This window comes from Nostoc sp. CCY0012, from assembly GCF_963920855.1.
Classification (GTDB): Bacteria; Cyanobacteriota; Cyanobacteriia; order Cyanobacteriales; family Nostocaceae; genus Cyanocohniella.
This window is the reverse complement of sequence record NZ_CAWUDM010000149.1, coordinates 1-11426: the sequence shown is the minus strand read 5'-3', so window position 1 is coordinate 11426 and position 11426 is coordinate 1. Positions and strand designations below refer to the sequence as shown.

Annotated in this window: 10 protein-coding genes; 3 read left to right on the top strand and 7 right to left on the bottom strand. The window is 41.7% G+C overall.

What is annotated here, in order from left to right; all coding sequences use genetic code 11:
• Nucleotides 1-92 precede the first annotated feature (92 nt).
• A complete protein-coding gene (locus tag ACM0OS_RS26400; protein WP_414546144.1) occupies nucleotides 93-1568 on the top strand; it encodes a dihydrolipoyl dehydrogenase family protein in 1476 nt (491 codons plus the stop codon).
• Between the two features lie 201 nt (nucleotides 1569-1769).
• On the opposite strand, the gene ctpC is transcribed toward ACM0OS_RS26400, so the two are convergent.
• From ctpC to ACM0OS_RS26380, 4 genes are all read right to left on the bottom strand, one after another.
• The gene (gene ctpC, locus ACM0OS_RS26395; RefSeq protein ID WP_414546143.1) at nucleotides 1770-3053 is read right to left on the bottom strand and encodes a carboxyl-terminal processing protease CtpC; all 1284 of its coding nucleotides are present in this window, start codon (nucleotides 3051-3053) and stop codon (nucleotides 1770-1772) included.
• Between the two features lie 328 nt (nucleotides 3054-3381).
• Nucleotides 3382-4608: a (E)-4-hydroxy-3-methylbut-2-enyl-diphosphate synthase gene (ispG, locus tag ACM0OS_RS26390; RefSeq protein WP_414546142.1), complete on the bottom strand. Its 1227-nt coding sequence runs from the start codon at nucleotides 4606-4608 to the stop codon at nucleotides 3382-3384.
• A 116-nt stretch (nucleotides 4609-4724) separates the two neighbouring features.
• Nucleotides 4725-5474, bottom strand: a complete 750-nt coding sequence (locus ACM0OS_RS26385) for a HEPN domain-containing protein (protein WP_414546141.1) — start codon at nucleotides 5472-5474, stop codon at nucleotides 4725-4727.
• Nucleotides 5458-6519 carry a ParA family protein gene (locus ACM0OS_RS26380; protein WP_414546140.1) on the bottom strand — a complete coding sequence of 354 codons (1062 nt, stop codon included), beginning with the start codon at nucleotides 6517-6519 and terminating at the stop codon, nucleotides 5458-5460. Before ACM0OS_RS26380 ends, ACM0OS_RS26385 begins: the two co-directional genes overlap by 17 nt.
• A gap of 259 nt (nucleotides 6520-6778) precedes the next feature.
• On the opposite strand from ACM0OS_RS26380, the gene ACM0OS_RS26375 reads away from it, so the two are divergent.
• Nucleotides 6779-7810, top strand: a complete 1032-nt coding sequence (locus ACM0OS_RS26375; protein ID WP_414546139.1) for an isochorismatase — start codon at nucleotides 6779-6781, stop codon at nucleotides 7808-7810.
• A gap of 23 nt (nucleotides 7811-7833) precedes the next feature.
• On the opposite strand, the gene ACM0OS_RS26370 is transcribed toward ACM0OS_RS26375, so the two are convergent.
• A complete protein-coding gene (locus ACM0OS_RS26370; RefSeq protein WP_414546137.1) occupies nucleotides 7834-8718 on the bottom strand; it encodes a peptidoglycan DD-metalloendopeptidase family protein in 885 nt (294 codons plus the stop codon).
• A 239-nt stretch (nucleotides 8719-8957) separates the two neighbouring features.
• Here ACM0OS_RS26370 and ACM0OS_RS26365 point away from each other — a divergent pair, with 239 nt between their 5' ends.
• Complete coding sequence (locus ACM0OS_RS26365) at nucleotides 8958-10163, top strand: HhoA/HhoB/HtrA family serine endopeptidase (RefSeq protein ID WP_414546136.1); 1206 nt, start codon at nucleotides 8958-8960, stop codon at nucleotides 10161-10163.
• Between the two features lie 51 nt (nucleotides 10164-10214).
• Here ACM0OS_RS26365 and ACM0OS_RS26360 read toward each other — a convergent pair whose 3' ends face one another.
• Nucleotides 10215-10562, bottom strand: a complete 348-nt coding sequence (locus ACM0OS_RS26360; protein WP_414546135.1) for a DUF760 domain-containing protein — start codon at nucleotides 10560-10562, stop codon at nucleotides 10215-10217.
• Between the two features lie 154 nt (nucleotides 10563-10716).
• Nucleotides 10717-11301, bottom strand: coding sequence for an SMC-Scp complex subunit ScpB (scpB, locus tag ACM0OS_RS26355; RefSeq protein ID WP_414546134.1), 585 nt, complete (start codon nucleotides 11299-11301; stop codon nucleotides 10717-10719).
• Between the last annotated feature and the right edge of the window lie 125 nt (nucleotides 11302-11426).

The window sequence follows — 11426 nt, the reverse complement described above, 5'->3', positions numbered from 1 at the left end:
AGAAACATGAGGAAGTATTTTTGTCCCCTTGTCCCCTTGTCCCCTTGTCCCCCCACTCCCCTTGTCCCCCCACTCCCCACTCCCCATAACCAATGACTATTGATTACGATATTGTGATTATTGGTGGTAGTCTTGCCGGACGCTATGCAGCTTTAGCTGCAACCCAACTACGGGCAACAGTGGCTTTGGTGGAGTCTCAAGTAGATTATGGGTTTATTCAACACCAGGCTATGAGCGAAATCGGCAAAATATCGCACAAATTAAGTGATATAGCTGGTTTTGGTATTCACAACACCCATGCTGATACCTCAGAACCATGCCAAGCATCTGTAGCCTGGCCAGAAGCAATGCTGTATACCAAAGGCGTTGTCTCCAATATCCAAGAACAAAATTCTCTTGCCAACCTAGCCGCACTGGGTGTCGATGTGATTCTGGGCAAAGGTCAATTTCAATCTATGGCTACGCCACCCCGGTTATCATCTCACCTAACATTTGCTGTAAATGAACGCTTGCTAAGGGGACGCACCTATTTACTGGCCAGTGGTTCCCGCCCAGCAATTCCAGATATTGACGGCTTGCAAACTACGGGTTATTTGACCTTATCAAATGTTTGGCAAACTTTTCAGAAACCAACCCTACCTAAAAATTGGGTAATTATTGGTGGTATTCCCCAAAGTATTGAAGTAGCTCAAACTCTGGCACGGTTTGGTTGTAATGTGACGCTGGTAGTGAAGTATTCCTCTATTTTGCCTTGTGCTGACCCAGAGGTAGCTCAACTGCTGCAAGCACAGTTAGAAGTTGATGGTGTACGTGTCCTCACCCAAAAACCAGTTACTCAAGTAAAACTTATTGAGAACAAAAAGTGGATTCAAGCAGGAGATAAAGCAATTGACACTGATGAACTTTTAGTAGCAACTGGACAACAGCCAAACATTGAGTCACTCAATTTAGCTGCTGTAGGGGTGAAATGGCGGCGACGGCGCTTGGTTGTCAATGACAAATTGCAAACGACTAACCGTCGTATTTATGCTTGTGGCGATGTCATTGGTGGTTATGATTTTACTAACGTCGCTCATCATGAAGCCAGAATTGCCGTCAAAAATGCTTTATTTCTTCCCAGATTTTTAGTCAATTATCGATGTCTTCCTTGGGCACTATTTTCTGACCCCATGTTGGCGGAAGTAGGTTTGACAGAGGCGCAGGCAAAAAGCCAATTTAGACCAAATGAAATTTTAATTTTGCAGCAATATTATAAATCAGTGGCAGCCGCCCAACTAAGGGATGAAACTACAGGTATCTGTAAAATCATTGTGTTACGTAATGGAGAAATCTTAGGCGCTTCTATATTAGGTGCAGAAGCCCCAGAGTTAATTAATCTGATTGCTTTAGCAATGGCGCAAAAAATTTCAATTAAGCATTTAGCAAATTTATCTCCTGTTTATCCCAGTTTTTCAGAGATTCTGGAAAACACCGCCAGAGAGTGGGATCGGCAAAAATTAAATAGTAATCCTGGGTTACAAGATTTTTTAGAAGGCTTTTTTCAATTCCGTCGCAATTGGAATTTGTGACAGACGTGAGTTCGATATCTCGCCACTAGTATTACTATTGGATGTAGGTTGGGTTAAGCGCAGCGCAACCCAACGCTGCCAATGATGTTGGGTTTCCTTAAGTCAACCCAACCTAAAATTTTTTTGCACTAATTTAGGCTGATTAAAAGGTGCGTTATGCACAACGTCATAACACACCTCATAAAATCTATGATTTTTTTATTACTTTTCCGAACTTGTCATACCTCTAGCAGCAATTTCTTTACCTAAAACTTCTACAGCTTTAGCAAATTGGGGATCTTCTAATGTGGCGAGTTTGTCACGCTCATTGAGCCATAGTTCTTGACGCTGTTCATCGGATAACTCCACCGTCACATCTGGATCAACCCCATGTTTATTAATATCTTTACCACTAGGAGTATGATATTTAGCAATTGTTACCGCCAATCCTGAGCCATCTTCTAAAGGACGCACAGATTGTACTAAACCTTTACCAAAGGTTTGACTACCAACCAAAACAGCACGTTTATTGTCCTGTAATGCTCCTGAGAGGATTTCGCTGGCACTAGCGGAACCTTTATCTACCAAGACTACCAGTGGTTTATTGGTGAGGGCGCGACCTCTTGCCACTTCTCGTTCTTGTTCACCTCGACGGTCAATAGTGGAAACAATCGTACCTCTATCCAGCCACATTCGGGCAATTTCTACACTGGAGAAAAGTAAACCCCCAGGATTACCACGAAGATCCAAAATATATCCAACTACTCTTTGCTTTTCTAAATCTCGGATAGCGCTTTGCATTTCTCTACTAGCATTAGCACTGAACTGATTTAAGCGAATGTAACCGATATTACCTGCTGGAGTTGTTTTCGTGGAATGTCTAACTGGATGGATTTCAATTCGCGCCCGGATGATTTCAAACTTTTTGACTTCACCACTTCGTTGAATTGTCAAGTTTACCTTTGTTCCTGGCTCACCACGAATCAGGGATACTGCTTGGTTAGTATCCATCCCCTCAGTGCTTTTGCCATTGATTTGAACAATCACATCCTTTGCCAAAACACCTGCCTTAAATGCAGGCGTGTCATCAATTGGTGAAATCACCACAATCTGCTTGGTTTCTTCATCTTGGCTAATTGTGATACCTATACCTGTGAGTTCTCCAGAGGTATCCACTTGCATATTCTTGAATTCCTCAGGGTCCATAAACCGGGTGTAAGGATCCTCAAGCTTTTGCAGCATTTCCCGAATGGACTTATAGGCATCTTGCTGATTACTGTAGGACTTACCTAAGTACTCCTTCCGCACAGCCTGCCAATCAACCTGATTAAAAGTACCATCTACATATTGGCGTTGGACAATTTGCCAAACCTCGTCTACCAATTCCTTGGGACTTGCTTTAAATAAAGCCTGACCTCGCGAGTGAATGCCCAGGCTAGTAACAGCAATTGTGGAAAGTGTCACTGCCGTAGCACCCAAAACAAGTCTACTTTTTGTAATCACCATAATGACAGCTGTGTCAGAGGGAGAAATTTATAGTCAGTATGCCCAATCTAACACAGGGAAACAGTGTACAGACCAAGCATGTATTACTAATTTCATCAAAATACTTGACAATCCGGCGATCTTGTTAAGTACTGATGAAGATTATGGGAAAAAGTAGGGGGATGGGAGGATAGAGAAAACTTTCTAGCCCCTAGGGACTTCAAACTAAATAAATGTCCAATCACTGGGTAAGCAGGGGAGCAGGGGAGCAGGGAGCAGGGGGGAGAAAGACAACCTTGCATCCCAGTAAATTGGATAATTTAATTTCTGGAAGTCCCCTAACCTCTGTTCACGGTTCTACCCAACGCCCATCAGCCTTAATCAGATTAATCAATTCTTCTACTCCTTGGGCTTCAGGGATTTTTTTTATTTCTTCTCTGCCGCGATATAAAGAAATATACCCAGGTGTTTTACCAACATAGCCATAATCGGCATCTGCCATTTCTCCAGGGCCATTTACAATGCAACCCATGACGGCTATATCCAGCCCTGTTAAATGTTTGGTGGCTTCCCGGACGGTATGTAATACTTCCTCTAAATTGAATAAAGTCCGTCCGCAAGAAGGACAAGCGACATACTCCACCATTGTTTTCCGCAATCCTAAGGCTTGGAGGATGCTGTAACACACGGGAATTTCTTTTTCTGGTGATTCTGTCAGTGACACGCGAATGGTGTCGCCAATGCCATCAGCCAGTAATGTGGCAATCCCCGCTGTGGATTTAATCCGTCCATATTCGCCATCTCCGGCTTCAGTGACACCCAAATGCAACGGGTAATCCATACCTAAGTCATCCATGCGTTTGGCCATGAGGCGATAGGCGGCTACCATCACAGGAACCCGTGAGGCTTTCATGGAAATTACTATGTTACGGAAATCTAAAGATTCACAAATGCGAATAAATTCTAAGGCAGATTCCACCATGCCTTCTGGGGTGTCACCGTAGGTAAATAGCATTCTTTCTGCGAGAGAACCATGATTGACCCCAATCCGCATAGCTTTACCTTGATCTCTGAGAGAAACCACCAGAGGTGCTAGGGTTTCCCGGATTTTATCGCCAATTTCATCAAATTCAGCTTGAGTATATTCGCCTCTATTGGAGTTGGGTTTTTCAAACACATACAACCCCGGATTAATTCGCACTTTTTCGATGTGCTTGGCGACTTCTAGGGCAATTTTCAGTCCATTGTGATGCACATCGGCAACAATAGGTACATCTTGGTAAGTTTTGATTAATTTTTCTTTAATTTCCGCCATCACTCTAGCGTGAGCCATACTTGGCACTGTGACGCGGACAATTTCACAGCCAATTTCGTGCAAACGACGAATAGCAGCCACAGATCCATCGACATCAAGAGTGTCTTCGTTAATCATCGACTGCACCACCACCGGGTAGCCACCGCCAATGGTGACATTTCCCACCTGGACAGGTCTGGTTTTGCGCCGCTTGATTGTGGTATCAAAGATGGCTTGGTTTTCTGTGGTGTCGGATGTTGTAGGAGTCGGCAGAGTTTGCATAACCTAGTTAGGTAAATTTGCTGTAGTTAAAATATCAGATTGATAAGTCTCTTTCTCTCAGATTGCCATAGTCAGGGCGTTTTTGGACGATGAGAGAGAGAAAAAGGCAAACAAATCTACAAAATTTGATGAATACTCTCAACAACTTGCTCAATAAAATCAACCGCATCATCAATCATTGATTCATCAATATACCAGCGATTACCTAAGTTAAGAGTCGGATCTATATCTGCTTCATGAGCAATTTTATTTCTCCGATCTACAATCAATTTTAGTTGTTGCTTAATATCTTTATCAGGCTTATCAATTTTTTGAGCAACTTCTACCCATAATTTTGCATTAGAAATATATCTAATTGCTTCGGCAATTTTATCTGGTTCCTGAAAACTTTTATAGCTCAAAGTTTCTCTAATTTCAGTTTCTAACCATGAGGTATTATTTAGTTTATTTAATATACTATTTGAAATAACTGGAATTAAACTGGATATATCATGAGATTGCTGCAAAAAATCATCTCCATAACTCTGCTGTATTTCACCCTCTATCCAAGAAGCAATATCTATAGCTATTTTCCTATCTTCTCGCGCACTTCCCAGAGAAACCTTAAAACGTGAAAAGGATGATTGAGTGGAATTGTTTGGAACTGCTGGTTCAGGACGTATCCCTCGATGAATTTCTAGCATACCCAATGTGACAACCTCATGGATATAATAATCCAAAGCACTCACACTTAAAACTAGCGCAGAGCGTAAAATGTCTGAAATATCCAAAGCAGTAGTAGCTTGAGTCTTCACTGAGTTATGAAGAGCAATCAGATCCCGAACACGCTGAATACTAATACGAAATTGGTTAAGCGCTGACTGCATAACTGGAGGATAGTGCAATAATTTTATCTGCTAATTCAGAAAAAGTTGTTTTAAATTCCTCCTGTTTTCTTTGATTAGCTCCTAATACTACGCCTGTCTGGTCTAATTGTTCAGATGTTAGTGCATAAACTGGTGTACTATGTTCCTGTGAGATAGCAATTAAGCTGTTAAAATTGGAAATTTTTGTCATAGTAAAACTACTATTCATACCCTGATCGGTATAAATTTCTTCAGGTAATAACAAATTATTTTTCTCTAGAATTGGTTTCAGCTTACCGTTAACCGTCTTTTCTATTTTTTCTATCCATGTTTGAAATGCGGCTGTTTCTTTACCTCTAATAATTCTATAGTTCTGAACTATAGTTCCTAAAAATTTCAACCTGAATTCTGGAAACGGATAAGCTGCTTCCCTTAATATAGGATTTGTACTAGCCATCCTTGCCCAAGTACACCAGTTTGATAAGATTCTAGAAAGAGAATCAATTGCCATCACAGAGAAAAAATCAGCTGTTGTAGGTACTAAGAAAAAATCACTTGTCATTAGTAAGTTCTGATTAATTGCTCCTAAACTTGGACTCATATCAATCAGAATATAGTCAGCATTAAATTTATTAGCAGTTTTTTCCAAGAGATCAGAAATTGCACCCGGCAAATTTTTGAGTGCCTGAATTGAGCCAGTGAGTTCTTGAGCAATACCCAATGTTACTTCATATTCAGCAAAACCCACATGACCAGGTAACAAAAATAGACCCTCTTGACCTTGTATCGGAATACAATCTACAGCTTCAATAGCTCTTGGCTGTGACTCAAATGCAGGAGCCAAGCCAGTCTTGATATTTGAATGTGTGTTGTAGATGTTTTCTATTCTTGCTTCGTCATCTTCAGTTTCCTCTTTTAGAGCGATACCTGTAAGATTACATTGAGGATCAGTATCTACAAGGATCACTCTCTTACCTTTTGAAGCAAGCATCCAACCTAAGTTAAAAGTGGTGGTAGTCTTACTGACACCACCTTTATGATTGAACAAGGCAATCTTTTTAACCATGTTATTTTGCCTTTTATAATTCTCAAATTTTTTGAATACAGATAGAGTAATTAAAACCTGTATTAATTAGTATAGCTTCTCAACAAGTAGCAGATTATATAAAAAGTATTTACTTTCTTAACATGCCACATTTATGTTAGCAATTTTAAATTAAGATTAATAATGTTCAACCTCAAATCGGGATGGACTCAGTCCGCTGTATGCTCTGGGTATTGGTAAATTAAATATGATTGCTATAAGCTAAGGATTTAGTTGAATTATGTATACCCAAATTACAAGCCACCTACCAATGCCGCCACACTTTAACCCTGAAAAAGTCGGTGAAGTTTGGCGTGTACCTTATCAAGAACGCGCAGCCGCAGCAGAAGCTTGGGCAAAACAATATAATATTTCACCAGCAGCTTCAGATAAAAACAAAGTTTGTTTACTGTTAATTGATGTACAAAACACCTTCTGCATACCTGGATTTGAATTATTTGTCGGGGGAAAATCTGGAACTGGAGCCGTGGATGATAATCGCAGACTATGTGAATTTATTTATCGCAACTTGGGTGTAATCACCAAAATTATTCCCACCCTAGATACTCATACCGCAATCCAAATTTTTCATCCCATATTTTGGATAAATGAATCAGGTGAACATCCCACACCAGCAGCCACAAATATTACCTTAGCAGATGTTGAAAAACATATTTGGCAAGTTAATCCAGCAGTTGCCAATAGTATTACTGATGGCAATTACGAAATATTAGAAAAAAATGCCTACCACTACGTTAAACAACTAAGTCAAGATGGTAAATATCCCCTAACTGTTTGGCCTTATCATTCTATGTTGGGTGGCATCGGTCATGCTTTAGTTTCATCTGTAGAAGAAGCCATATTTTTTCACGGCATTGCTCGTCAAAGTCCAACACAATTTGAAATCAAAGGTGATAATCCCTTAACAGAAAACTACTCTGTTTTAAGTCCAGAAGTTTTGACAGATTTTGAGCAAAATCCCCTAGCAAAAAAAAACACGCGTCTAATTCAGCAACTTTTACAATTCGATAAAGTAATTATCGCCGGTCAAGCAAAAAGCCATTGCGTCGCCTGGACAATTGATAACTTATTAACCGAAATTCAACAGGTAGATGCTACCCTTGCCCAAAAAGTTTATTTACTGGAAGATTGCACATCCCCTGTTGTGGTTCCTGGTGTAGTTGACTACACAGAACAGGCAGATGCTGCATTTACCAAGTTTGCCAGCGCTGGAATGCACATAGTCAATTCCCACGAATCAATTACTTTTTGAATTTCCTCTGCGTTAAAACCATCTCATTGCCGGAAATATTCCTTGGGATCTTTAGCTACCCAACCTAAATATGAACTAGAACGCATTTCAAAATGAAGGTGTGGTTGAGTCGCCGTCGGTTGTCCAGTAGTACCCACAGTTCCTAGCAAATCACCTGCATCAACTGTTTGACCAACAGCAACATTAATTTTTTCCAGATGGGCATAACGGCTTTGCAGTCCACCACCATGATTCACAATGACCAAATTGCCATAACTACCCTGATCCTCAGCAAACACTATAGTCCCTGGAGCGATCGCCTGTACAGGACTACCCAAATCTGCCAACAAATCTACACCACTATGGAAGAACACTTCACCAGTTGTAGGATGAATCTGCCAACCATAAGGTAATCCCACAGATGCTTGTTCTTGCAAGGGATACCCAGCTATAGATATAGGTTCTACATCAGCAGGCTGGGGAGACTGCACTACAGGACGATTTTGTGAATCATTCACCCTGGGAACAAACACGATTCTGGGGTTTTGCTGACAACCATTAATCTCAAACAGCGTATCAGCACGAACTTTATAAGTTTCCGCCACTTGTCGCCAAGTTTGACCACTAGGTATTTCTACAACAATTCCATTGTAGGGAGGAATCTGTAACTCGCTACCGACGGTAACATTACCATTTCTCACAGATGGGTTCATATCGACCAGCGTTGACGGCAAAAGATTGTAACGCTGGGCTATGCTCTCTAATGTTTCACCACGAGCAACTGTGTGGCGTTGGAAGCGAGATAATGCTGGAGTAGGACAACTTGCAGGAGCAGCAGCATGGGCCTTGTTTGAGTTTAAGGGTAGAGATCCTAGCCCAACAACACTGGCTAGGCTACAGAGCAAAAATAGACGATAAAGAAGATTCATATATAAATGTGAAGAGAACACTAACTTTAGATTTTAATTGGGAACTAGAGAGTGGGGACAAAGGGACAATGAGGATAAGGGAGATGATTTTACTCTGTACCTATGCCTCTTAGACTCTAGCTTCTAGCCTATAGTGCCTTATGCCTGATAATTCTCTGTAAATTTATCTGTCCACTGGGCATTTGCTTGACTACACTTAGAAATTAGCGATTGCACTGCTTTCCCTAAACGTAACAACTATGAATGTATCTTTAAAGCAACTAGCTATTTATCTATCTTTACTAACCATTGGCGGTGGTGCAGGATTGTATGGCAGTCGTTATTTTCTGCCACATAATCGCTCATTTCAAGAGTTGAGGAATGTGACGGCTGCGGCTCCAGAACCGGTGATTCCTAATCCCGTAGGTGGAGCTATTGGGGCGGCAGGAGGTGATAATCTCAATTTTATTGCTTCAGCAGTGCAACAAGTTGGCCCGGCGGTGGTGAGGATTAACGCTACTCGTAAAGTGGCTAATCCCATCTCAGATGCTTTGAAAAATCCCTTATTGCGCCGATTTTTTGGTGAAGATGAGCAACCAATTCCTAGAGAAAGAATTGAGCGGGGTACAGGGTCGGGATTTATTTTGAGCGAAAATGGCGAATTGCTCACTAATGCTCATGTGGTGGCTGATACAGATACGGTGCAAGTCACTCTTAAAGATGGTCGCACTTTTAAGGGCAAGGTGGTGGGAGTTGACCCCATAACCGATGTGGCAGTAGTGAAAATTCCCGAAACTAAATTGCCTACAGTTAAGCTGGGTAATTCACAAAATTTAATCCCAGGACAGTGGGCGATCGCCATTGGCAATCCTTTGGGTTTAGATAATACTGTCACTATCGGCATCATCAGCGCTACTGATAGAACTAGCGCTCAAGTGGGTGTTCCCGATAAGCGAGTCAGCTTTATTCAGACTGATGCGGCCATCAATCCTGGTAACTCTGGCGGGCCTTTGTTAAACGCCCAGGGTGAAGTGATTGGCGTTAACACTGCTATTCGCGCTGATGCCCAAGGATTGGGTTTTGCCATTCCTATTGAAACTGCCGCCCGAATTGCCAATGAACTATTTACCAAAGGTCGGGCGGAGCATCCTTTTTTGGGAATTGAAATGACAGATTTGTCTCCTACCACCAGACGAGAGCTGAATCGAGAAAAAGACCTGGATATTCAGTCGGAAACTGGCGTTGTCATTAAAGGAGTTATGGAGAACTCACCTGCACAAGAAGCGGGATTATTACCTGGAGACGTAATTCAAAAAATTAACGGCAGACCAGTAAAAATAGCAGCCCAAGTACAGAAACAAGTGGAGTCCAGCACAGTTGGGGATATCCTTAAGGTTGAAGTCAGCCGCAATGGTAAAATTCAAACTTTCAAAGTGCAATCGGGAACTTATCCCCAGAAGAAGTAGTTGATGCTTTGGAGTCGAAAGTCAATAGTCAGAAATATTTTTATTGATTGACTATTGACTGTTTGACAAATGCTCTAACTGCATCCTTTGCTCCATCTGGCGGAGGAAATATCCTGTCATCATCGCCGATGCTAGTAGCCCAGCTAAGTTATCCCTATCCGTGGTAATTTGCACGTTAAAGTTTTCTGCGGGGAGCATTCCTACTAACCCCTGCACGTTTTGCGAAATTATCTGTTTAATTTCTGGGCTGACGGACTGAGCGACACGGGCTAGAACTTCAGGAGACTGATGCTGTAGATATTTGAGTAACTGATTGGGGTTTTCCTCAAAATGGTCGTTCAGAAGCTGATTAGCGTTGTCCTCAGAGTTGTCATTTAAAAAGTCAGGGTCAAACACCATTGGCAAATATTTAGCTTAGTTGCTGATTCTACTCTAAACCATAGTACAGGGGTAGTGCATTCTCCACGGGTACAGCCTTGGACTCTAACTAGGCAAAGCCTATGCCACGTCTACAACAGAGAATTTTTCCCGATGATTACCTTTTTGGCACTACTTAAGCTATCTTTTGTGATACTTCAGGGTTGGTGATATCTTCATTTTCACTCAAATTGTCTAATTCTGCTGCAAGCGATAAATCTAACTCTAGTTGTTCTTCCTTGGGACTGCTCCCTAAGATTTGAGGCAACTGCTCGATTTGAAAATACTGATGAAATTTTGGTGTTACTTGTAATGAGTAGGAGCGAGAATCATGATCTCGGCGTTTTCGCACAAAACCTAGTTCCACTAATTCGGGAACATGTTGATATACACCTGAACCGCGCAATTCGATTAAATCACTTTGCAGTATGGGATTATTGAGAGCGATCGCGGCTAATGTTCGCAATGCACCAAGTCCTAATTCTACCGGAATTAGCGTTTGTACCAAGTCATGAAAATCAGACCGCAGTTGCAGACTATAACCATGTGGGGTTTCTACAACTTCTAAAGCACTATCCCGGTGGGCATAACTATCAATTAACTCCATCATGCCTTCTTCCACGGTAGCGCGATCGCACGCGGCATACTCGGCGATTTCGCCGAGGGATAAGGGCTTGCCTTTTAAATAAAGAATGGCTTCTATCTTAGTTGCTGTAGTCATTGGTTATTAGTGAGGGGCCACCTCTGGGGATCTGGGGTAATGGGGAACAGCACACTGAAATTAAACCACATCTAAGGAATGTGGATTTAATAAAATACAGAACCTCACCCCCAACCCCTCTCCTT

Coding starts and splice junctions, on each gene's coding strand:
- ACM0OS_RS26400 (WP_414546144.1), top strand. CDS start 93: ATGACTATTGATTACGATATTGTGATTATTGGTGGTAGTCTTGCCGGA.
- ctpC (WP_414546143.1), bottom strand. CDS start 3,053: ATGGTGATTACAAAAAGTAGACTTGTTTTGGGTGCTACGGCAGTGACA.
- ispG (WP_414546142.1), bottom strand. CDS start 4,608: ATGCAAACTCTGCCGACTCCTACAACATCCGACACCACAGAAAACCAA.
- ACM0OS_RS26385 (WP_414546141.1), bottom strand. CDS start 5,474: ATGCAGTCAGCGCTTAACCAATTTCGTATTAGTATTCAGCGTGTTCGG.
- ACM0OS_RS26380 (WP_414546140.1), bottom strand. CDS start 6,519: ATGGTTAAAAAGATTGCCTTGTTCAATCATAAAGGTGGTGTCAGTAAG.
- ACM0OS_RS26375 (WP_414546139.1), top strand. CDS start 6,779: ATGTATACCCAAATTACAAGCCACCTACCAATGCCGCCACACTTTAAC.
- ACM0OS_RS26370 (WP_414546137.1), bottom strand. CDS start 8,718: ATGAATCTTCTTTATCGTCTATTTTTGCTCTGTAGCCTAGCCAGTGTT.
- ACM0OS_RS26365 (WP_414546136.1), top strand. CDS start 8,958: ATGAATGTATCTTTAAAGCAACTAGCTATTTATCTATCTTTACTAACC.
- ACM0OS_RS26360 (WP_414546135.1), bottom strand. CDS start 10,562: ATGGTGTTTGACCCTGACTTTTTAAATGACAACTCTGAGGACAACGCT.
- scpB (WP_414546134.1), bottom strand. CDS start 11,301: ATGACTACAGCAACTAAGATAGAAGCCATTCTTTATTTAAAAGGCAAG.